A 20,367-nucleotide genomic window follows, 5' to 3' on the forward strand; every position below is an offset into this window, starting at 1 on the left:
CTCCATCTCCGCTGCCGCCAGGCCACGCCTTGACGGCCGCAAGCACGGCGTCATGCTACCCTCAGCGATCGGGCGAATCTAATGGTTGCTACGAGGCCGGTGCCGAGTTGTTAGAGCGGAGCTGCAACCACCGTCATTGCGAGCGCAGCGAAGCAATCCAGAGTCTTTCCGCGGAGGCAGTCTGGATTGCTTCGCTGCGCTCGCAATGACGGGATCATCTACCAGGCTTCATTTATCGCCGTCACCCTGAGGTGCGCGCTCTGCGGCGCATCGCGCCGCGGAGCGCGCCTCGAAGGGCGACGGCCCGACTGCATCTCGGCCGCTCATCCTTCGAGGCTTCGCATGCGCCGCTTCGCGCCGCATGGCGCGCACCTCAGGATGACGGAATCGGCGGCGTTGTCATTGGCTCGGTTACGCTGGCCGCAATCATCATCAGCAACAAAAAACGCGGCGTTGCCGCCGCGTTTTTCGATTTCATCTGCCGCTCCGCGATCAGGCCTGCGGCTGCGGCTCCAGGCCGGGATCCGGATCGGGCCGCGGGCGCGACTTGCCGGCCGGGGGCACGGCGGAGGCGCGGGGCGTGGTCGGCTCGAGCACGGACTCGCGGTTCGGCTTCTTGCCCTTGAGCAGGTCGACGATCTCGTCGCCGGAGAGCGTTTCGAACTCGAGCAGGCCCTTGGCCAGGGCTTCGAGGTCTGCGTGCTTCTCGGTGAGGATGCGGGTCGCTTCCTTGTAGCCTTCCTCGACCAGACGGCGGATCTCGGAGTCGATCTTCTGCACGGTCGCTTCAGAGGCGTTCTGCGTCCGCGACACCGACATGCCGAGGAACACCTCGTCCTGGTTCTCGCCGTAGGAGACCGTGCCGAGCTCTTCCGACAGGCCCCAGCGCGTCACCATCATGCGGGCAAGGCGCGTGGCCTGCTCGATGTCGGAGGCCGCACCCGAGGTCACCTTCTCGCGGCCGAAGATCAGCTCTTCGGCGACGCGGCCGCCCATCATGATGGCGAGGCGCGAGGTCATCTGCTCCAGCGACATCGACAGCTTGTCGCGCTCGGGCAGTTGCATGACCATGCCGAGCGCACGGCCGCGCGGGATGATCGTCGCCTTGTGGATCGGATCGGTCGCGGGCACGTTGAGGCCGACGATGGCGTGGCCGCCCTCGTGATAGGCCGTGAGCAGCTTCTCTTCCTCGGTCATGACGAGCGACTTGCGCTCGGCGCCCATCATCACCTTGTCCTTGGCCTCCTCGAACTCGGCCTGCGTCACCATGCGCTTGTTGCGACGGGCGGCGGTCAGGGCAGCCTCGTTGACGAGATTCATCAGGTCGGCGCCGGAGAAGCCCGGAGTGCCGCGCGCGATGGTCTTGAGGTTGATATCGGGAGCCAGCGGCACCTTGCGGACGTGGACTTTCAGGATCTGCTCGCGGCCGACGACGTCGGGGTTCGGCACCACGACCTGGCGGTCGAAGCGGCCCGGACGCAGCAGCGCGGGATCGAGCACGTCGGGGCGGTTGGTCGCGGCGATCAGGATCACGCCCTCGTTGGCCTCGAAGCCGTCCATCTCGACCAGCAGCTGGTTCAGCGTCTGCTCGCGCTCGTCATTGCCGCCGCCGAGGCCGGCGCCACGGTGACGACCGACCGCATCGATTTCGTCGATGAAGATGATGCAGGGCGCGTTCTTCTTGGCCTGCTCGAACATGTCGCGGACGCGGGAAGCGCCGACGCCGACGAACATCTCGACGAAGTCCGAACCGGAGATGGTGAAGAAGGGCACGTTGGCTTCGCCCGCAACCGCACGCGCGATCAGGGTCTTACCGGTGCCGGGAGGGCCGACCAGCAGCACGCCGCGCGGAATGCGGCCGCCGAGGCGCTGGAATTTGCCGGGGTCGCGGAGGAATTCGACGATCTCCTGCAGGTCCTGCTTGGCCTCGTCGACGCCGGCGACGTCCTCGAAGGTGACGCGGCCATGCGCTTCGGTCAGCATTTTTGCGCGCGACTTGCCAAAACCCATGGCCTTGCCAGCGCCGCCCTGCATCTGCCGCGACAGGAAGATCCACACGCCGATCAGCGCGATGAAGGGGAGCCAGGAGACCAGCAGCGAGACGAACCAGGGCACGTTATCGCCCGGCGGCTTCGCGGAGATCTGGACCTTGCTGTCGTAGAGGCGCTTGACCAGCGTCGGGTCGTTCGGCGCATAGGTCTGGAAGCTCGAGCCGTTGGTGAAGGTGCCGTGGATGTCCGGGCCCTGGATCACGACGTCGCGCACATTGCCGCGGTCAACTTCGCTCAGCAGCTGGGAGAAGGCGATGTCCTGCGAGGAGGCGCGCTGACCCGGATTCTGGAAGAGCGTGAACAACGCCAATAGCAACAAGACAATGATGACCCAGAGGGCGAAGTTGCGCAGATTGGCGTTCATCGATCTTCCTTCGTGGTCGCGCGGATCGCGGCCCTGATCCTTCAGGAGTTACTCGACCCAGTTACTTGGTCAGTTACTTGGGCAATTCGAGGAAATCCCCAAGGAATCCTCATCGTTAGACGCATACAATTTAGGTGCCGCCCCGGTCGCTGCCAAGGGAACGAGATGGGACTATTTAGCCCATCTTAGATCGATTCCCGCTGAAATAATGGCGCCCGAAGCGGGGTTTTTCCTGCCTGGTTAAGGTGTCCTGACGGCTCGCAACGGAAGCGGCCGGTGTCATGATCCGCCCTCATCCGCCCTTCAAGTCCCCTTTCGGGACCGCCGCGCCGGCGCAGGCGCGATGTGGATACGCCCGCCGGCAAGGCTGATCAAGGCTCCCGCAAGGGTCTGCTTCAGGACCGGCCGGCCATTTGCGGCTGCGCGAGGGCTCCGACCCAGGGCCTGATCGAGCACGGACAACAAAGTTTCGACCTTGCCGAGTTCCACCGGCCCTTCATGCCCGAGGGCGTTGATGGCCCGCAGCAGGAGCCGCAGCCGGACCTCCTCCGGCAGGCTGGCGAAGGCGGCCCCGTCGAAACTTCGCACGCCCGGCCCATGCGGCGCATCGTCGCGATCCGTCAAGCGGAGAAAGCGCTCGGCACCGTCAGTCAGCACCTCCACCGCCGCATTGGCGCGCGCCAGCCGGCCCGCGAGCCGCGCCAGGCTCCTGGCATCGCCGCCCTCGGCCGCGAGCTGCGGCAGCAGCGTGCGCAGCCGCGGCCGGGTGAAGGCGGTGTCGCGGTTGGTGGGATCATCGGCAAAGCCGATCTTCGCCCGCCTGAGGGTTGCGATCAGCTGGGACTTCGGGACGTCGAGCAGCGGACGCGCCAGCACGACGCCGTCGCGCGCCGAAAGGCGCGCCATCGCCGACAGCCCGGCCAGCCCGCTGCCGCGAAGCATGCGCATCAACAGTGTCTCGGCCTGGTCGTCGCGGGTATGGGCGGTCAGCACATGGCTGGCGCCCGCCTCGCGCGCGGCCTGCGCCAGCAGGCGGTAACGGGCTTGCCGCGCGGCCGCGGGCAGTCCCGTCTTCGGCTTGGCGCCGCGCCAGCGCAGGGTCCGGTGCGGCAGGCCGAGCTCGGCCGCGAGCCGCTTGACCTCGCGCGCCTCGCGCGCCGCCTCCACCCGCAGCCCGTGATCGACGGTGACGACGGTGAGACGCGGGCCGCGCGAAAGGCTGCGCTGCCAGCGTGCCGCGAGCCACATCAGCGCGACGGAGTCGGGCCCGCCGGAGACCGCGAGCACCAGGGCCGGCGCGCTCCTGAGGTCGGCGAAGAGCTGCTTCGCCGCGCGCGCCGAGATCGGTGAATTGTCGTCGCCTGACATGACGCTGCAAATCGTCCGCGGATGGATCGACTGTTTAGCGCAAAGCCATTCGCTTTGTCAGCGCCTGGACGCTCTGGATCAGATGCCTGCCAATGGTTCACCTCTCCCGTAGGGGAGAGGTGAGCCACCGTCGGCCAGCCAAGTCTCACTCGCTAGCACTTCACCCGCTTCTGCTCGCGGTCGACCGCGGCTTTGACGCCGGCGGAAGCGCGCGGATATTTGCGGCCGATCTCGCCGAAGGCGGCGCAGGCGGCTTCCTTCTCCTTCAGGGCGGCGAGCGACTGGCCGAGCCGCAGCAGCGCATCGGGCGCCTTGGCCGATTTGTCATATTTGGTGGTGACGGCGAGGAAGGCTTCGGCGGAATCGCGATATTGCTGGCGCTGGAAATAGCTCTCGCCGAGCCAGTATTGCGCGTCGCCGAGCAGCGGGTCGTTCGGATATTTCTGCGCAAAATTCTTCATGGTCTGCTCGGCCAGCGCATAGTCCTTGCGCTGCATGTAGCCGATGCCGAGGTCGAACTCGTCGCGCGGCGTCGCCGAGGGCGGCAGCGTCGCAAGGCCAGTCCCGCCGCCTTGCGCCGGATAGCCCTGCTGGGCCGGCGGATAGCCGGGCTGGGCTGCCGGCGGCACGCCTTGCTGATAGCGCGGGGCGGTGTTGGCGAGATCGAGCGGCTCGCCGGCGTTGCGTCCGCCTGGCGCGCCGGCTCCCGACGGCATCGGCTGCTGTCCGCCGCCGAGCGCGCGCGGCGCGCCGGGCGCACTCGGATTCTGGTTCGGATCGAAGGCATCGCCGCGGCGGCGCATGCCGGGGGCGCCTGGCGCCGGCTGCTCCTGCACGATCGGCGCGGGGCTTGCGGTCTGCGGCTGCTCGTAATTCGGCTGTGCGGCCTGCTGCTGCTGGCGATAGGCCGGCGCGACCTGCGCAGGCGGCACGGCCGCGACGCCGGGCTGGACCGGCTGCTGTCCAGGCGCGGTCTGCGCGCCGCCCTCGAGTGCGCGCAGACGCTCCTCGAGCTGGCGGTTGCGGTATTGCAGCTCCTCGTTCTGGCCGGTGAGCTGGCGCAACTGGTTCTCCAGCCGCTCGATCCGCATCTCGGGATCATCATCCGTCTGCGCCAAGGCGGGCGAACTCAGAACGACGGGCGCGCACAAGGAGAGCAGCGCGGCGATCGCCGCGGTGCCGGTAAAAACCTTAAATCTGGATGACATCTTGCCCTGACGACGAAAGCGAAATGGCCTGCGACGGAACATGCGACGCGCCACACATTGAAGCGGAGTACGCCAAAAATGTGACTGGCACCACGGGGATTCTGTCACAGAATGCTGAAACGAAACCGGCGCCCGTAAGGGCGCCGGCATGATCGTTCTCTGAAGATGAACGGCGGCTGACCAATCGTCAGGAGCTCGCGTTCAGCACGGTGACGGCGCGGCGGTTCTGCGACCAGCAGGAGATGTCGTTACAGACGGCGACCGGCCGCTCCTTGCCGTAGGAGATCGTGCGCATGCGGTTCGGATCGATGCCGCGCGAGGCGAGGAACGAACGCACCGACTGGGCGCGGCGCGCGCCGAGCGCGATATTGTATTCGCGGGTGCCGCGCTCGTCGGCATGACCTTCGATGGTGAAGGAGTAGCGCGGATAGGTCTGGAGCCACTGCGCCTGCTTCTCCAGGGTCACGATCGCCTGCGGGGTCAGATCGGTCTGGTCGCTTTCGAAGAACACGCGGTCACCCACGTTCACGACGAAGTCCTGCTGGCTGCCCGGCGTCGCCGCATTGGCCATCGCATCCGTCGCAGCATTCTTGTTGGCGCAGGCGCCCATCGACAGCGCGACGGCAAGCACCGCGGCCAGCTTCAATCCCTGGAGGATACGCATAGGATGTTTCATTCCGGAGCCTCCACGCTCACGTTAGTCCACTGCTGTCCGGTCTACAGGGGGTTGGTTAAGCGAACGTTCCGTCAACCTTGACGGAACCTTGCCTCAGCCGGTCAAATGCCCCCAACCAGCGAAAAGCAACCGTCATGGTTAATGGGTTGTAAATGTGGCGCGAGGGTGAAGGCAAGCCGCGTTAACCGGCAAAATCACTGGCTTTGCTTGAATTTTGGGCCTGAGGCCGGAGTTACAGCAGAGCGTTCAGTCAGGCGTGAACGGCGTCCGCCACCAGCACCCGCCGCTGCGGGACCTGACGCTGGCCGCCGCGCCCGAACAGCATGCGCCGCTCGAAGGCGGTGGAGCGCATGATCGGATAGCGCTCGAACACCTTCTTGCGGAAGGTCGGGAAGTCCGCCGCCATCAGTCCGAACGGCTTGGTGAGACCGGGGACCAGCCTCGGCTCGGCGATGGTCTCGTGCAGGAACACCCGCCGGTAGAAGGCCTGGTGCTCCGGGCGCACGATCGCAAGGCCGAGATCGGCATGGAAATGCTCGCACGCCATGTAGGCGAGCCGGGTCGTCAGATAGGGCAATTCCGGGACGCGCTTGACCTGGTCGGGATCGGCGACGAAGCGGGTCGGATCGATCATGATCTCGCCGCGATCAAGCCGCGGCAGAAGGATATCGGGAAAGACGTCGGCCGAGGTCGACTGGCGCCATTCCGAGTTCAGCACGCTGATGCGCACCGAGCTGCAGAGCTTGCCTCGGAGATAGACGCCGAAGGTCCACGCGTTCGGCAATTCGTCATACTGGTCGGTGACGCGCGCGTCCGGAGATTCCTTGACGGCGCCCTCGCGCAGATAGGCGCGATAGCGGAGATTGTAGATCTCCTCCTTCTCCGCGGCCGTTTCCGCAAGTTGGTAATCGACGTCGGTCAGGAGCTCGGCACCCCGTCCAACAGCCGAAATGATCGCTCTGGCTGAGGACTGCATTCCAACTCCTTACCCGCCACCGCACACCGCATCCGCACGGGACAACTTCCACGCGCGTGATGATTTATTAACAGCTTCTTAACAATGAAGCAAAGCAATCGAAGTGTTAGGGTTAATCCCCCGTAGCACTACGGTACCGGGCAACAGTCTGAAACGACGGGAGATTTCGAGAAGCGGAATCAGCCGAAGGAGCGCGAGCCCACGACCTGGAGCAGGCTCTCGCCGCGCCGCCCGTGCGAGGCGTTAAGGAGCTGGCGCATCCGCACGGCGGGCACCGGACGGCTGAACAGATAGCCCTGCGCCTCGGTCACGGTGCCGTCGGCGCTGATCAGCTCGAGCTGCTCGTTGGTCTCGATGCCCTCGACCACGACCGACATGCCGAGGTCGGCCGACAGGCGCGCCACGCCGCGCAGCAGCGTCAGCGGCCGGTCGGTGTCGATGCCCTCGAGGAAGGAGCGGTCGATCTTCACCTTCTGCATCGGGAAATTGTGCAGGTAGCTGAGGCTGGAATATCCGGTGCCGAAATCGTCGAGCGAGATGCGCACGCCGAGCGCATGCAGCTGCGACAGGATATCGTGGGTGAGCTGGGTGTTGCGCAGCAGCGAGGACTCGGTGATCTCGATCTCGAGCCGATGCGCCGGAAGCCCTGAGACCTCCAGCGCGTAGCGGATCTCGCTCAGGACGTCGCGCTGGTGGAATTGCTGCGGCGAGAAGTTGACGGCGACGCTGACGCTCTCCGGCCACTTCATGCATTCCATGCAGGCGCGGCGCAGGATCCAGCGGCCGAGATCGACGATCAGGCCCATGTCCTCGGCGACCGGGATGATGTCAACTGGCGAAACCGTGCCGCGCACCGGATGATTCCAGCGCAGCAGCGCCTCGCAGGTCGTGATCTTGCCGGACTTCAGATTGACCAGCGGCTGGTAGAACAGCTCGAACTCCTCGTTGGCGAGCGCCTTGCGCAGGTCGAGCTCGAGGATGCGGCGCGCCTCGACGGTCGCCGCCATCTCGTCGCGGAAGAAGCAGAAGGTGCCGCGGCCGTCGGCCTTGGCGCGGTACAGCGCCATGTCGGCGTTCTTGAGCAGGGTGTCGGCGCTGACCTTGCCGTCCGGCGAGGTCAGCGCGATGCCGACGCTGGCGCCGATCTCGACCAGGTGATTGTCGATGCGGTAGCGCTCGCTCAGGCGCTCGACGATACGGCGGGCGAGGCTCGCGGCGTCCTCGGCCGAAGAGATGTTCTGCTGGAACACGACGAACTCGTCGCCGCCGAAGCGGGCGACGAAATCTTCGGGGCGCAGCATCTCGCGCAGGCGATTGGCAACCGCGCACAGGAGCTGGTCGCCGCAGGGATGACCGAGCGTGTCGTTGACCTGCTTGAACTGGTCGAGGTCGACGAACAGCAACGCCGAGAGCCGCTCGGCGTTGTGGGCATTGGCCAGCAGCCGCTCGATCTCGTCGCGGAAAGAGACCCGGTTGGGCAGCGCGGTGAGCTCGTCATAGCGGGCGAGATGGCTGATGCGGGCTTCGGCGCTGGTGCGTTCGGTGATGTCTTCCAGCAGCAGCACGGTGCCGCCGCCGGTCATCGGCTGGAACGTCCAGGCCAGGGTGCGGCCGCGCGAGGAATCCGGATCGGCGGTGACGATCTCGCAGATCCGCGCATGGGCGATCTCGGCCAGGATCTGGTTGCCGCTCTCCGCCGAGATGGAGCCCGCGGAGATGCAGGCCGACACGATGTCGGCCGCGGTGGCGCCGCGCTTGACCAGATCCTCGGGCAGGCCCATCAGATCGCCGAAGCGATGGTTCATGACCGCAAGGCGCCCGTCGGCGCGGAACATGCACAGGCCATGCGGCATGTTGTTGAGCGCGGTGTCGAACTGGCTCGCCAGCGCGGATTCGCGGAAGCTCGAGGTCAGCGCCTTGACGAAGATCGCATGCAGGCTGAGGTTGATGTTCTTCAAGCCGAAGAAGAAGAATATGAGCAGGATCGCAAGACCGATGTGGTAGGAGCCGCCGTGCAGCAGCAGCGCGAGCGACATCGGGCCGCAGGCGAGCACGACGTGCCACTGGATCACCCGGGGCTGGCCGTAATTGCGGGCGGCGCCGCCGGCGGTGTAGCCGATGCCGATGGCGACAGCGAGCATGTCGGCCACCGGATCCTCGTTGTTGTAGATGACGACGAAGGACCACAGGCCGAGCACCGCCGCATAGCTGAGCGCGCCGAGCCAGTAGCGCGGCTCCAGATGCTTGGCCTCTTCGAACGACAGGGGCTGCACACGGTTTTCGTATCCGCGCATCTGGAACGCGCGCGCGGTGCCGATGGCGATCAGCAGAAACGCAATCGGCCACAGCCAGACGTCGCCGGTCTTCAGCGCAGTCATGACCGCGGCCACGGCGGCGGAGGCCGAGCCGAGGAAGATCGCCCAGAAATTCTGCACCATAGAGTTGATGAGAGCGGCGTAGAGTATCGGCTCCAGCTCGTCTCGATCGCTCTGCTTCTGGTCGGCCAGCTGCATTGGCTAATTACGCGTCCTGTTTAGCGCGTACTTTTACCCAGCCCAGGTGAAGCCTTTCTGAGGGAACATCGTTAAAGTCGAGTTGTTTTCGGCAATAGCGAACCGAATTCTGCTGAAATATCAAGCAACTAGGCAAGCCTTGCCCGGCACAAGGTGAAGGAAAGCTTGCTTTCCCCACCGAACGCGAAAAAATCGGCGCGTTTTTTCGATAACATCGCGCGTCTGAAGACGCGGTCTATTGACCTGCCGTCGAGGACAATAGCGGCGACCATGCCGGGTCGGAGGCGAAGCCCGGCGTCGGCACCTTCAGCTCGTTGCGGCCGGAGATGTCGACCGAGTAGAGCGACGGTCCGCCATTGCCGCCGGGATCGCGGAAGAACATCAGCACGCGGCCGTTCGGCGAGAAGGTCGGCCCCTCATTGTGGAAGCCGGAAGTCAGCAGCCGCTCGCCGGAGCCATCCGGCTTCATGACGCCGATCGAGAACTGCCCGCCGCCTTGCCTGGTGAAGGCGATGTAATCGCCCTTCGGCGACCACACCGGTGTCGAATAGCTGGCGTTGGTGTCGTCCTTGGAGAAGGAGATGCGCTGCGCCTGACCTCCGCCCGCCGCCATCACGTAGATCTGCGACCTGCCGCCACGATCGGATTCGAAGCAGATGCGGGTGCCGTCCGGCGAGTAAGACGGAGACGTGTCGATCGCCGGCGTGTCGGTGAGGCGCGTGGTCGAGCGCGAGCGCAGATCCATCACGAACAGGTTGGAGTTGCCGCCCTGCTGCAGGCTCATGATGACGCGCTGGCCGTCCGGCGAGAAGCGCGGCGCAAAGGTCATGCCGGGGAAGTTGCCGACGATCTCGCGCTGGCCGGTCTCGATGTTGAAGAGATAGACCTTCGGATCGCCCTGGCCGAACTCCATGTAGGTGATCTCTTGCGAGTTCGGCGAGAAGCGCGGCGTCAACACGAGGTCGGAGCCGCGGGTCAGGTAGCGCACATTGGCGCCGTCCTGGTCCATCATGGCAAGCCGCTTGACGCGGCGCTCCTTCGGCCCGGTCTCGTCGACAAACACGACGCGGCTGTCGAAATAGCCCTTCTCGCCGGTCATGCGCTCGTAGATCTGGTCGGAGATGATGTGGGCGATCCGGCGCCAATATTCCGGCGAGGTGAAATATTGCTGGCCCGCGAGCTGCTGGCCGGAAATCACGTCCCACAGGCGGAATTCGGCCTTGAGCCTTCCGTCCGGCTGCCGCGTCATGCGGCCGGTTACGAGGGCCTGCGCGTTGAGGGTTTTCCAGTTCTGGAATTGCGGCGCCACGTCGATGTTGCTGATGCGCTCGATGAAGGCGGCCTGGTCGATCGGCGCGAACAGGCCCGAGCGCTTCAGGTTGTTGGTGATGACCTGCGTGACGCCGTTGCCGACGTCGCCGTCGGACGGCGAGCCCGGCACGAAGCCCGTGATCGCGATCGGGATCGGCTGGAATTCGGTGGGATCGATGCGAAGCCGCGGCTGGGCCTGGGCAAAGGCGTGCCCGCCCCCGAGCATGGCAAGCGCCGATCCGGTGACGGTCATGAAGCGGCGGCGGGTGATCGATCGGGCGTCATTCATTGCAAAGTTCTTTTGTTCGGATGTCACAACATATCTTTCAGGCCGAAAGTCATCGGGATGAGCTTCCAGCTCTCGTACTGCTGCTTCGGCATGAACGAATAGACCTGGCACTGCACGATGGCGCGCTTGGCGCTCTCCGCCACCGCCTGTGCAATCGACCGCGACGGTCCCCTCACCGCGACGACGATCGGCTCGGACGCGAGCGATCCATCGATCTTCATGGGAATGTCGATGTCGGCTTCGTATTGATCGGCGTCCTGCCCGTTATAGGTGGGTGTGAAGCAGCGCTTGACCGCGCCTTGGAATGCACCGCGCCAGGTCGCAACATTGTTTGCGGCCGTCCCGGTCGCCGCTCCCAGCGAGGCCGACGCATTCAGCGCCGAGCCTGCGAGCTCATGCCGGGTCGCGGCGCGCTTGTCGAGGTCGCGCTGGATCTGCGCGGGGTCGAAGGTGCGCTCCTTCGGCTTCGGCTGCTGCTGAGGCTGCACCGCCGCGACCTTCTGCTCGACCGGCTTCGGCGGCGGCTTCTTGGTGTCCAGCTTCTTCTGCAGCTCGGCGATCGGATCTTCCTTGGCCGGATCAGGCTTCTTTTCCTGCGGCTTCGGCTCTTCCTTCGGCTTGGTCTCGGCGACGGGCTTCGGCGGCTCGGGCTTCTTCTCGACCGGCTTCTCGGCGGGCTTCGGCGGCGGCTCCGGCTGCGAATTGGTCTTGATCAGCTCTTTCTTCTCGGTGACCTTGCCGACGGCATCTTCCTCGGGCTTGGGCTCGGCGATCTTCTCGACCTTGGGCTTCGGCTCTTCCTTCTTGCCGGTCTTCTGCCCCGCCATCATCTTGGCGAGCTGATCGGTGGAGATGATGTCGACCGGAAGCGACTCCTCCGGAGCGATGTAGGCCTTGCTGCTAAAGGTGACGAGGCCCCATCCCAGCACGAGGACATGGAGGGCAATCGACGCAACGAGTGTCTTGTCGACGTTCACCTTCACCGGCTTACCCCTGATCAGCCTCGGTCACGAGCGCCAGCTTCTTGAAGCCAGCGCCGGACAACAGGCCCATCACCTTGGCCACCGTGCCGTAATCCGCCTTCTTGTCGGCACGCAGATAGATACGCTCCTCAAGCCCGCCGCGGGCATCCGTGATCGCCTTCAGCTTCGGCACGAGCTCGTTGATCGCGACCTCGGCATCGTTGATGAAGACCTTGCCCTTGATGTCGACCGACATCTGCAGCGGCTTCTGGTCGTTGTTTTCGAGGCTCTTGGCCTGGGTCTGCGGCAGGTCGAGCGGCACGCCGACCGTCAGCATCGGCGCCGACACCATGAAGATGATGAGCAGCACCAGCATCACGTCGACCATCGGCGTGACGTTGATCTCGGCCACGACGGGCTTGCGCCGGCCACGGCGCCCGCCGCCTCCGGACGAACTCGCAACGTTCATGGCCATGATCGCGTGCCCAAATTGCCCTTCACACTATACATGCCGTCCCTCAGCCCCGCTCGTCGATCTGACGGGACAAAATGGCTGAAAATTCATCAGCGAAGCCCTCGAGCCGCTGGGCCTGCCGGTTCACCTCGGACGTGAACTTATTGTAGAAAATAGTGGCAGGAATGGCGGCGATGAGGCCGACGGCGGTCGCAAACAGCGCCTCGGCAATACCGGGGGCCACCACCGCCAGGGAGGTATTTTTCGACGCCGCGATCGACTGGAAGCTCGACATGATGCCCCAGACCGTGCCGAACAGGCCGACGAAGGGGCCGGCGGAGCCGACGGTGGCGAGCACCAAAAGGCGGCGTTCCAGCCGCTCGACCTCGCGCGCGATCGAGACGTTCATCACCTTGTCGATCCGCATCTGGAGGCCCGCGACCGAGCGGGCGTGGCTCTCGAACGAGCGCTTCCACTCGCGCATCGCCGCCACGAAACAGGCGGCCATCGAGTGAGTCGGCTTGGCCGAGAGGGTGCGATAGAGCTCCTCGATCGACTCGCCCGACCAGAAGGCCTGCTCGAAACGGTCCATCGAGCGGCGGGTGCGGGCGAACAGGAAGATCTTGTCGATGGCGATCGCCCAGACCCAGACCGAGCAGGACAGAAGTCCCAGCATCACCGCTTTCACGATCCAGTGAGCCTGCCAGAACAGCGCGATCAGCGACACGTCCGCGGAAGCGGCAACCGGGAGGGCTGACTGAGCCACGTCGGCCGGATTCATAAGCGATATCCTCTCAAGGCGATCTTCAACCTCATGTGCCGGCCGGTAAATGACCGCCGGTTCCCCAACCGTCGCGCCAACCGCGCAGCCGGCAAGCCCGCTCAAAGCCTTGTCTTTCTGGGGTGCAGGGCTCGTCCAAAGCCGGCCGCCTGCATTCCCTGCCAAGATGTCAAAACTAAGGGGCCTCGACCCCAGGCCTTGACTTCGGGCTCCGGGCACGCCTGTCCGCCCTTACCAGAGCCCGCCGATGGTTAATGCGGGGTTACCGGCGGCGAATTTGGCTGCGGGAAAGGTAGGCGGTGCAGGGGGATGGCCCGGCGAGCAGGCCCCGGCTCCCCGAGCTCCGCGGCGTCAGGCCGGGAACCCAGAGCCAGCCGCCCCGGGGCCGGAACGCGATTGCAGGCTCCACCTGCCGTGGGACGACCCGGCACTCAGGCCGCATTCGTCGCCGCGCTATTCCGCCTTGCCTCAAGCGCCTGCTGCAACGCAGCAACGAACGCCGCCACGCGCGCTGCGTAATTGGCCGATGCCACGTCGCGGGCCGTGACTGAGAGACAATCGACGGGATGCTTGCCCGCGATCTCCCGCATCTGGCCAAAAACCTGATCACTGCCGGCTCCGCCAAGCGTACAAAAGAAAGCGACCGCAGGAAGCCTCGACTTGTTTGCAAGCAAGTAGGCGCGAACCGGCGAAGACAGCGACCAACCCCAGACTGGTGTCCCGATCACAACGAGATCGTAGAGCGACGGATCCCTGATCGCCTCGGCGATGCGCGACGGAATCTGTCGTCGCGCTTCGATCGCCGAGCGCAGATAGCCGAACATCCCGCTCCGGCTGCCCGCCTCAGTGATCTTCGCAGTCACAGGATAGCGCAGCCGTGAGAGATTGGGCCATTTTGCGCGTCGTGCCGGTCCGGGAATAATAGACCACAAGAATCCTCGCGTTCGCCATTGTCATGCTCCATTGCCTGACGAACTACATCGCGATAGCCGCGTGGACGGATTGATTCACGTCAACTCGCAGCGAGTTTGGTCGCATCGGCGCAACCAGGCAGGATCGATCAAGCCAAATTTCCTGCCGTGCCGCGGCACTGCAGTGCATCCTCGAACGGGGGTCCGGGCACGAGAGTTCCGTCCCCTTCCGAACGCAGCATGAGCAACACGACCCGGCGCTGCCGCACCCGAGGAACCAGCCCTCGCGCAGAAAATTGTCCCGAAAATCACTTTCGGCGAGGCATTGCCATGAGCATCAACCCCAAGACGACCGCCGCCATCGGCGATCACCCGCTTCACCCCATGATCATCCCGTTCCCCGTGGCGTTCCTGGTCGGCGCGCCCATCGCCGATCTCGTCTTCATTGGAACCGGCGACGGCTTCTGGGCCAGGGCCGCCATGTGGCTGATCGGCGCCGGCATCGTCATGGCGCTGGTTGCAGCCATCGCCGGCTTTACCGATTTCCTTAGCGAGCCCCGCATCCGCAACCTCAACGATGCCTGGTACCACATGGTCGGCAATCTTGCGGCGGTCGTGCTGGCACTGGTCAACTTCTATCTGCGCTATGCGCAAGGCAGCGAGGCCGCGATCAAGCCGTGGGGCGTGGTGCTCTCCCTGATCGTGGTCGGCATCCTGCTGTTCACGGGATGGAAGGGCTGGGAGATGGTCCATCGCCATCACGTCGCGGTGCTGGATGCTCCCGGCCAGACCAGCTCGGAGCCGGTCACGCCGCCTCATGGCGGCGAGAGCCAGCGCCACGCCGCCTGATGGCGTGATGACGTCTCAAGCCGCCGAGGCGGGCTCGGGGCAGTTGGTCAATCGCGCGGGATTTCCGACCGCGGTGCAGCCGGCGGGAATGTCCGACGTCACGACCGTGTCGGCGCCGATCTTGGCGAAATCGCCGATGCTGATGTCACCGAGGATGGTCGCGCCGGAGCCGATGAACACGCCGCGACCAATGCGAGGCGAGCGTGTCGGCAGTTCGCTGCTGCGACCGATGCTAACGTTCTGGAGGATGATGGTCTCATCGCCGATCACCACATTGGCGCCGATCACGATGCCGGTGGCGTGGTCGAGATAGACGGACGATCCGATGCTGGCGGACGGATGGATGCTGACCTGCAAGAGGTTCGACGCCTCGTTCTGAAACAGCAGCGCCGCATCGATCTGGCCGCGATGCCAGAGCCAGTGCGAGACGCGCCAGGCTTGCAGCGCGACGTAGCCCTTGAAATGCAGCAGCGGCGGCAGCAGGCCGGCGATGGCGGGATCGCCGCGCACGATGGCCTGCAAGTCGCGGCCGGCTGTCTCGATCAACTCCGGCGTGCCGCGGAAGGCGTCGAGGGAGAAGGCGGTGAAACGCGCATGCTCGGCCGCTTTGGCGCCAAGACGACGGCCGATCAGATCGGCCAGAGCCGCCGAAAAATCGTCATGGGCCAGAATGGCGCCGGCAAAAGCCTTGCCGAAGACGGGATCGGCAGCCGCCGCGCGCAGCGCTTCGCCGCGAACCTCCTGCCAGAGGCTGTCGTTCGCCATGATCGCAGCTTCCGCCATCGCCGCCCCGGTGTTTTGACGCTTCCGTCTTTGTCGAATATAGGCCGTGGGTAGCCCGCGCGCCACGCCGCATCAAGGGCACGCGTGGCACCACAAGCAACATGCCGCAGCTCCCCGTGAGGCTACGAGCTTGCATGCCCGGCGCCCGCGACCATATAGTCAATCGAGTTTTCGGCCGGCGCTGCTTCGGCCGGGGATGTACACGCAAAGCATCTCGTTCCCCGCGGTGGTCCGCCATCCGCGGGTTTTTCGTACCCGGCCGCCGTCGGTGCTGCCGAAACGAATCCCTGATCCCCCTCACCCGAGGTCACGCCAAAATATGTCGCCCATCGCGCCCGCCGACGACCACCACGACGACATCATGTACCCCTCCGCCGTGCCGTTCCTGCTGGTCCATCTCGGCTGCATTGCGGCGATCTGGTCGGGCATTACCTGGGAGGCCGTCGCGATCTGCGGTGCACTCTATATCGTACGCATGTTTGGAATCGGAGCCGGCTACCACCGCTATTTCTCGCACAAGGCTTTTGCGACAGGGCGCGCGTTTCAATTCATCCTGGCCTGCCTCGCGCAGAGCAGCGCACAGAAGAGCGTGTTGTGGTGGGCGGCCAAGCATCGGCACCATCATCTGCATTCCGATACCGAATTGGACGTGCATTCGCCGCGCCAACGCGGCTTCCTGTACAGCCATGTCGGCTGGATTTTCGACCGGCAGCACGATGGGACCGATCTCGTGAAGGTCGGCGATCTCGCAAGCTATCCGGAACTGATGTGGCTGCATCGGCTGGAGCTGTTGCCGGCCTTCGTGCTTGCAGCGCTCTGCTTCGCAGGTGCGGGGTGGTCGGGTCTGGTCGTCGGCTTCCTGTGGAGCACCGTGCTGGTCTATCACGCGACCTTCTGCATCAACTCCCTCGCCCATGTGCATGGACGCAAGCGCTACGTGACGGGCGACGATTCCCGCAACAACTGGCTGCTGGCGTTGTTCACCCTGGGTGAGGGCTGGCACAACAATCACCACGCCTACCAGAGCAGCGTACGGCAAGGCTTTCGCTGGTGGGAAGTGGACGTGACTTATTACATCCTGAAGGCGCTGTCCTGGTTCGGCGTGGTCTGGAACATGAAGGCACCGCCCGAGCTGGTGCTGCGCAACGAGCAGCCGCTCGGCGCGCGCGTGATCAATCGCGCCGCCCGCCAGCTTGCCGGGCGGTTCGATGCTCACGCTCTGGCGCAGGCGATCTCGTCGGCGCTGCACCGGGCCGATCTGGCCCAGCTGCAACTGCCGACCCTGCACGACATCCTCAATCGCGCCCATGACAGCGTCGATGCGCTGACGCATCTGCATCTGCCGAAGATTCCGACCCGCGAGGAGTTTCTCACCGAGGCCAGGGCGATGTTCGCGCGCACGCGATCGCTCAACGAGATCGTGGACCACGCCTACGAGCATTTCCTGACATCGGTTCGCACGCAGCTCGTCACGGTGCGCTGAACTTTTCGGCGATGCTCATGCCTCCGGGACGTGTCCATCGCGCACGCGTGCCGGCTGCGCCCGCTTGCGCAGTCCGAGCGCATAAAGCCAGCCGCCTGCCGCGATGAGGGCCGGCAGGACGAAGAGCATGAAATCGCGGATCAGGATCATGGGGCGAGGTCCGCGCTCGCAAACTTGACGGCGCGCCGCAGCGCGAACGCGGCAAGCTCGTAGAGGGCGCAGCTCAGAAAGATCTTCCAGGCATTGGTGGTCACGAGGTCCTGATAGGACTTGATCTCCGTCGGCCAGTGGTTGAGGAACGCGATCGCGAGCGGCACCGAGACGCCTAAGCGATCGAACAGCGAAGACGCACGCTCGAGAAGCGCGAGCCGCTGTCTGATCTCCTTGCGTTCGGCGCTGATCATGGTCGGCCCTGTTGGCGCGCGGGAGGCGCGCTGTCAGGGCTTGGTCGCGTCGCGCGCGACGTCGGTTCTAGCGGTCCTGCACATGTGCGTGATCAACGCCACAGAGCGAGCGCCCGCCGGCGCAGAGGCGAAAATGGCAGTCGGGATCGAGCGCGCAAACCGCCATAGAGGAAGCTGACATAGCCCAGCGCCGCGAAGGCGGTCAGGCCAAGCAGGAAGCGCGTGGTGAGGTCCATGCGCTTTTAGTGTCGGTGAACCCTGTGACGGTTTGGGAGGCTCGATCTTCTCCCTCTCCCCGTTCTTACGGGGCCGCGACGAGCTTCGCTCGCACTGAGAGGATTGGGGTGAGGGGCCTCTCTCCACACATGAGATCGTCGATGGACCTGTACCCCCTCACCCGGATCGCGCCGGACGATGCTTCGCATCGCCGGGGGCGATCCGACCTCTCCCCGCAAGCGGGGCGAGGTAAAGCTCCCCAAAACCAAACCGCCCGCCTGCGGGTTGCGCAGACGGGCGGCTCGGGGCCATCAGGACTTTGGGGGCATGCGCCTGAAGGCTTTGAGAGGTGCCGGCTAGATCAGCCTTGCGGCTGGTCGGTCGGCGGCGGGGTCGGACGCGTCTTGTGCTGCGCCATGAACTGGTCGAACTCTTCCTTGTCCTTGGCGTGACGCAGACGGGTCAGGAAATCCTTGAACTCGCGCTGCTCTTCCTCGAGGCGTTGCAGCGTCTCGCTGCGATACTCGTCGAAGGCGCGGTTGCCGGAGGACGGCGGGCCGAAGCCAAAGCCGAAGCCACGGCGCTCCATGCGGTCGCGCATGCGGTCCATCTTGTACTGCATCTTTTCCATCTTGTTCTGCCAGCGATCCTGGTGGCTCCAGCACGACATTCTTCTGCTCCCGAGTGTGAAAAAGAGAAGGGCAAGTCCGATCGGCCACCAGATGATGAAGCCGAGAATGGTCACGGCGATCCAGCCGGGATGCCAGGGCGTGTCGAGCATGCGGGGACGCTCGTATTGTTGGTATTGGTCCGAAGGGCCGCGCCATCGATTGACATCAGCGGTGTAGGCCATTTCCCATCTCCATCACGGCACCAGCGCCGTTGTGAATGTAAATAACATTTACATAGCTAGACCATCCCGCGATTTTGTCAAGCTGGCCGCCTGACAGGGCCGCGGAATTATTTGCGCAATTTTATTTCGGCTTGCCCCAAGGACCAGCTGGAGGACCAGCTGGAGCGCCGCCCGGCGGCACGCCTGAACCGGAGGAGGCCTCCGGTGGCACCGGCGGCGGCTCGGCGCCCCTCGGCGGAGGCCGTCGGTCGGTCGGGAAGCCGAGCCCGCGCAGATAGATCAGCACCTCGGCCTCGAGCAACTCGTCCGGCGACATCGGCAGCTTTCGCCGCGCGGCATCGCCCCGCGAGAACAGCGAGGCCACGCCATGCGCCATCGACCAGATGTGCAGCGCCATCATCATCGCCGGCGGCCGCGGCGTGCCGGGCGGGGCCAGCGCGGCAAGCCGCTCGGCCGCGGCGCGGATGATGTTGAAGGCGCGTTCGCTGGCGGCCTGCAGCGCCGGATTGGCATCGACCGGCAGGCCCGATTCGAACATCGCGTTGTAGAAGGCCGGCTCCTCGCGGGCGAAGGCGAGATAGGCCTTGCCGACGCGCTCGAACGCGGTGACCGTATCGGGCCGGCCGTCGTCCCAGGCCGCGGTCAGCCGCGCCTCGAACTGCTCGAAGCCGCGCTGGGCGATCGAGGACAGCAGCTCGTCGCGATCGCGGAAATGCCGGTAGGGCGCCGCCGCACTGACGCCGGCCATGCGCGCGGCGTCGGCGAAAGTGAAGCCGGCCGCCCCCTTCTCGGCGATCAGCCCGAGGGCGGCCTGCAACAGGGCTTCCTTCAGATTGCCGTGGTGATAGCCGCGCTCGGCGCGGCGCTCCTTGCGCCAGCTCATGTGAACGGCTTTTACATGAGCCGGGCGTGAAGGTCACTAGCGGGAATCGCGCGTGATTAACCCCGTATTCTCCGCAGTCATTCCGGGGCGGCTCAAAGAGCCGAACCATGGTGCGCGCTTGCGCACCTGAGAATCTCGAGATTCCGGGTTCGATGCTTCGCATCGCCCCGGAATGACGGCCAACTTACTACCGCCAAGGCTACATCTGCGGAATCGCCAGCACGGGCATGACCTCGATCGCCTCGCCCGGGAAGATCGCAAAATGCGGATGGTTCTCGAACAGCTTTGCAGCATCCTCCTGCGAGGCGGCCCGCACCACCGTGAAGCCGGTCAGCGCGTTGCTGATCTCGGTGATGCCGCTTCCGTCGATCCTGCGGGTCTTGCCGAGCGGGCCCCCCATCTCGACGATGACGTCCTTGTGCTTCTCGACCCAGCCGTGCCAGGCGGCCATGCCCTCGCGCTCCTTCGCCTTGCGCTCGGCCTCGGGAAGCGCGCGCCAGGCCGCCATTTTGGACCCGCTCATGCTGCCGAGATAGACGGCGAGAAATTTGTGTTCGGCGCTCATGGATATCTTCTCCGGTTGATTGATTGGAAAATCGGATGGCGGCAGTCTCGTCTACGTCTTGAGGCCGTCGAAGCCGGCGGCGGCCGCCTGCACCTCCGGCGGAAAGTCGCTCATCTCCTGCACCTGGCGGATCTCGATGATCTCGTTCGGCGAGGCCGGGCACTTCTTGGCCCACGCGATCGCCTCGGCGCGCGAGGCAACCTCGATCATCCAGTAGCCGCCCAGAACTTCCTTGGCCTCCGCGAAGGGACCGTCGGTCACAACAGGCTTGCCGGTCGCGAACGACACGCGCGCGCCCATCGAGGGCGGATGCAGGCCGTCCAGCGTGATCAGCACGCCGGCATCCTTCAGCGCCTCGTTGTAGCGCATCATCGCGGCGACGCGCTCGGGATCGAGTTGGACATCCGCCGGCGCGCTCTCGTAGCCGAGCGGGATCATCAGCATCATGAATCGCATGGTGTTCCCTA

At 65.1% G+C, this 20,367-nt stretch carries 21 protein-coding genes; 2 read left to right on the forward strand and 19 right to left on the reverse strand.

Annotation, left to right across the window (positions count from 1 at the left end):
• Positions 1–492 precede the first annotated feature (492 nt).
• The 11 genes from ftsH to GGD63_RS33925 all read right to left on the reverse strand — a co-directional run bounded on the left by ftsH (position 493) and on the right by GGD63_RS33925 (position 13,777).
• Complete coding sequence (gene ftsH, locus GGD63_RS33875) at positions 493–2,415, reverse strand: ATP-dependent zinc metalloprotease FtsH (RefSeq protein WP_183248685.1); 1,923 nt, start codon at positions 2,413–2,415, stop codon at positions 493–495.
• Between the two features lie 303 nt (positions 2,416–2,718).
• Complete coding sequence (gene tilS, locus GGD63_RS33880; protein ID WP_183248688.1) at positions 2,719–3,783, reverse strand: tRNA lysidine(34) synthetase TilS; 1,065 nt, start codon at positions 3,781–3,783, stop codon at positions 2,719–2,721.
• A 152-nt stretch (positions 3,784–3,935) separates the two neighbouring features.
• Complete coding sequence (ybgF, locus tag GGD63_RS33885) at positions 3,936–4,991, reverse strand: tol-pal system protein YbgF (protein WP_183248689.1); 1,056 nt, start codon at positions 4,989–4,991, stop codon at positions 3,936–3,938.
• A 187-nt stretch (positions 4,992–5,178) separates the two neighbouring features.
• Positions 5,179–5,667: a peptidoglycan-associated lipoprotein Pal gene (gene pal, locus GGD63_RS33890; RefSeq protein WP_018641585.1), complete on the reverse strand. Its 489-nt coding sequence runs from the start codon at positions 5,665–5,667 to the stop codon at positions 5,179–5,181.
• A 250-nt stretch (positions 5,668–5,917) separates the two neighbouring features.
• The gene (locus GGD63_RS33895; protein WP_183248691.1) at positions 5,918–6,643 is read right to left on the reverse strand and encodes an N-acyl amino acid synthase FeeM domain-containing protein; all 726 of its coding nucleotides are present in this window, start codon (positions 6,641–6,643) and stop codon (positions 5,918–5,920) included.
• Between the two features lie 179 nt (positions 6,644–6,822).
• Complete coding sequence (locus GGD63_RS33900; RefSeq protein WP_183248692.1) at positions 6,823–9,156, reverse strand: bifunctional diguanylate cyclase/phosphodiesterase; 2,334 nt, start codon at positions 9,154–9,156, stop codon at positions 6,823–6,825.
• Positions 9,157–9,391: 235 nt separating this feature from the next.
• A complete protein-coding gene (gene tolB, locus GGD63_RS33905; protein WP_183248694.1) occupies positions 9,392–10,756 on the reverse strand; it encodes a Tol-Pal system beta propeller repeat protein TolB in 1,365 nt (454 codons plus the stop codon).
• A 23-nt stretch (positions 10,757–10,779) separates the two neighbouring features.
• Entirely contained in the window at positions 10,780–11,739 is a 960-nt protein-coding gene (locus GGD63_RS33910) for a protein TolA (protein ID WP_183248701.1), read from the reverse strand.
• 4 nt (positions 11,740–11,743) lie between these two features.
• Positions 11,744–12,193 carry a protein TolR gene (gene tolR / locus GGD63_RS33915; RefSeq protein WP_183248703.1) on the reverse strand — a complete coding sequence of 150 codons (450 nt, stop codon included), beginning with the start codon at positions 12,191–12,193 and terminating at the stop codon, positions 11,744–11,746.
• Between the two features lie 43 nt (positions 12,194–12,236).
• A complete protein-coding gene (tolQ, locus tag GGD63_RS33920; protein WP_018641591.1) occupies positions 12,237–12,953 on the reverse strand; it encodes a protein TolQ in 717 nt (238 codons plus the stop codon).
• Between the two features lie 431 nt (positions 12,954–13,384).
• Entirely contained in the window at positions 13,385–13,777 is a 393-nt protein-coding gene (locus GGD63_RS33925; protein WP_183248705.1) for a flavodoxin, read from the reverse strand.
• A 417-nt stretch (positions 13,778–14,194) separates the two neighbouring features.
• Here GGD63_RS33925 and GGD63_RS33930 point away from each other — a divergent pair, with 417 nt between their 5' ends.
• Complete coding sequence (locus GGD63_RS33930; protein ID WP_183248707.1) at positions 14,195–14,713, forward strand: DUF2231 domain-containing protein; 519 nt, start codon at positions 14,195–14,197, stop codon at positions 14,711–14,713.
• A 15-nt stretch (positions 14,714–14,728) separates the two neighbouring features.
• Here the strand turns inward: GGD63_RS33930 and GGD63_RS33935 are convergent, their stop codons facing one another.
• Positions 14,729–15,496: a serine acetyltransferase gene (locus GGD63_RS33935; protein ID WP_183248714.1), complete on the reverse strand. Its 768-nt coding sequence runs from the start codon at positions 15,494–15,496 to the stop codon at positions 14,729–14,731.
• A 319-nt stretch (positions 15,497–15,815) separates the two neighbouring features.
• On the opposite strand from GGD63_RS33935, the gene GGD63_RS33940 reads away from it, so the two are divergent.
• Positions 15,816–16,979 (forward strand): fatty acid desaturase, encoded by a 1,164-nt coding sequence (locus GGD63_RS33940; RefSeq protein WP_183248716.1) that lies wholly within the window; start codon positions 15,816–15,818, stop codon positions 16,977–16,979.
• A 15-nt stretch (positions 16,980–16,994) separates the two neighbouring features.
• Here the strand turns inward: GGD63_RS33940 and GGD63_RS40665 are convergent, their stop codons facing one another.
• The 7 genes from GGD63_RS40665 to GGD63_RS33970 all read right to left on the reverse strand — a co-directional run bounded on the left by GGD63_RS40665 (position 16,995) and on the right by GGD63_RS33970 (position 20,356).
• Entirely contained in the window at positions 16,995–17,129 is a 135-nt protein-coding gene (locus GGD63_RS40665; RefSeq protein WP_283812013.1) for a hypothetical protein, read from the reverse strand.
• Positions 17,126–17,383 carry a hypothetical protein gene (locus tag GGD63_RS33945; RefSeq protein WP_183248718.1) on the reverse strand — a complete coding sequence of 86 codons (258 nt, stop codon included), beginning with the start codon at positions 17,381–17,383 and terminating at the stop codon, positions 17,126–17,128. Before GGD63_RS33945 ends, GGD63_RS40665 begins: the two co-directional genes overlap by 4 nt.
• A gap of 92 nt (positions 17,384–17,475) precedes the next feature.
• On the reverse strand, positions 17,476–17,619 hold the full coding sequence (locus GGD63_RS33950) for a hypothetical protein (RefSeq protein WP_183248852.1): 144 nt from the start codon (positions 17,617–17,619) through the stop codon (positions 17,476–17,478).
• 341 nt (positions 17,620–17,960) lie between these two features.
• Complete coding sequence (locus GGD63_RS33955; protein ID WP_183248720.1) at positions 17,961–18,452, reverse strand: DUF2852 domain-containing protein; 492 nt, start codon at positions 18,450–18,452, stop codon at positions 17,961–17,963.
• A 121-nt stretch (positions 18,453–18,573) separates the two neighbouring features.
• The gene (locus GGD63_RS33960; RefSeq protein WP_183248722.1) at positions 18,574–19,335 is read right to left on the reverse strand and encodes a TetR/AcrR family transcriptional regulator; all 762 of its coding nucleotides are present in this window, start codon (positions 19,333–19,335) and stop codon (positions 18,574–18,576) included.
• Positions 19,336–19,534: 199 nt separating this feature from the next.
• Positions 19,535–19,900: a YciI family protein gene (locus GGD63_RS33965; protein WP_183248724.1), complete on the reverse strand. Its 366-nt coding sequence runs from the start codon at positions 19,898–19,900 to the stop codon at positions 19,535–19,537.
• 51 nt (positions 19,901–19,951) lie between these two features.
• The gene (locus tag GGD63_RS33970; protein WP_183248726.1) at positions 19,952–20,356 is read right to left on the reverse strand and encodes a YciI family protein; all 405 of its coding nucleotides are present in this window, start codon (positions 20,354–20,356) and stop codon (positions 19,952–19,954) included.
• Between the last annotated feature and the right edge of the window lie 11 nt (positions 20,357–20,367).

It is taken from the genome of Bradyrhizobium sp. cir1 (assembly GCF_014198245.1).
In the GTDB taxonomy this organism is placed as follows: domain Bacteria; phylum Pseudomonadota; class Alphaproteobacteria; order Rhizobiales; family Xanthobacteraceae; genus Bradyrhizobium.

Excerpts from the sequence above, each read along its gene's own strand:
- GGD63_RS33960 (WP_183248722.1), bottom strand. The coding sequence starts at position 19,335 with ATGAGCTGGCGCAAGGAGCGCCGCGCCGAGCGCGGCTATCACCACGGC.
- GGD63_RS40665 (WP_283812013.1), bottom strand. The coding sequence starts at position 17,129 with ATGATCCTGATCCGCGATTTCATGCTCTTCGTCCTGCCGGCCCTCATC.
- GGD63_RS33930 (WP_183248707.1), top strand. The coding sequence starts at position 14,195 with ATGAGCATCAACCCCAAGACGACCGCCGCCATCGGCGATCACCCGCTT.
- GGD63_RS33970 (WP_183248726.1), bottom strand. The coding sequence starts at position 20,356 with ATGCGATTCATGATGCTGATGATCCCGCTCGGCTACGAGAGCGCGCCG.
- tolQ (WP_018641591.1), bottom strand. The coding sequence starts at position 12,953 with ATGAATCCGGCCGACGTGGCTCAGTCAGCCCTCCCGGTTGCCGCTTCC.
- ybgF (WP_183248689.1), bottom strand. The coding sequence starts at position 4,991 with ATGTCATCCAGATTTAAGGTTTTTACCGGCACCGCGGCGATCGCCGCG.
- tilS (WP_183248688.1), bottom strand. The coding sequence starts at position 3,783 with ATGTCAGGCGACGACAATTCACCGATCTCGGCGCGCGCGGCGAAGCAG.
- GGD63_RS33940 (WP_183248716.1), top strand. The coding sequence starts at position 15,816 with ATGTCGCCCATCGCGCCCGCCGACGACCACCACGACGACATCATGTAC.
- GGD63_RS33955 (WP_183248720.1), bottom strand. The coding sequence starts at position 18,452 with ATGGCCTACACCGCTGATGTCAATCGATGGCGCGGCCCTTCGGACCAA.
- GGD63_RS33950 (WP_183248852.1), bottom strand. The coding sequence starts at position 17,619 with ATGGACCTCACCACGCGCTTCCTGCTTGGCCTGACCGCCTTCGCGGCG.
- GGD63_RS33945 (WP_183248718.1), bottom strand. The coding sequence starts at position 17,383 with ATGATCAGCGCCGAACGCAAGGAGATCAGACAGCGGCTCGCGCTTCTC.
- GGD63_RS33925 (WP_183248705.1), bottom strand. The coding sequence starts at position 13,777 with ATGTTCGGCTATCTGCGCTCGGCGATCGAAGCGCGACGACAGATTCCG.
- GGD63_RS33965 (WP_183248724.1), bottom strand. The coding sequence starts at position 19,900 with ATGAGCGCCGAACACAAATTTCTCGCCGTCTATCTCGGCAGCATGAGC.
- ftsH (WP_183248685.1), bottom strand. The coding sequence starts at position 2,415 with ATGAACGCCAATCTGCGCAACTTCGCCCTCTGGGTCATCATTGTCTTG.
- GGD63_RS33900 (WP_183248692.1), bottom strand. The coding sequence starts at position 9,156 with ATGCAGCTGGCCGACCAGAAGCAGAGCGATCGAGACGAGCTGGAGCCG.
- pal (WP_018641585.1), bottom strand. The coding sequence starts at position 5,667 with ATGAAACATCCTATGCGTATCCTCCAGGGATTGAAGCTGGCCGCGGTG.
- tolB (WP_183248694.1), bottom strand. The coding sequence starts at position 10,756 with ATGAATGACGCCCGATCGATCACCCGCCGCCGCTTCATGACCGTCACC.
- GGD63_RS33895 (WP_183248691.1), bottom strand. The coding sequence starts at position 6,643 with ATGCAGTCCTCAGCCAGAGCGATCATTTCGGCTGTTGGACGGGGTGCC.
- tolR (WP_183248703.1), bottom strand. The coding sequence starts at position 12,193 with ATGGCCATGAACGTTGCGAGTTCGTCCGGAGGCGGCGGGCGCCGTGGC.
- GGD63_RS33935 (WP_183248714.1), bottom strand. The coding sequence starts at position 15,496 with ATGGCGGAAGCTGCGATCATGGCGAACGACAGCCTCTGGCAGGAGGTT.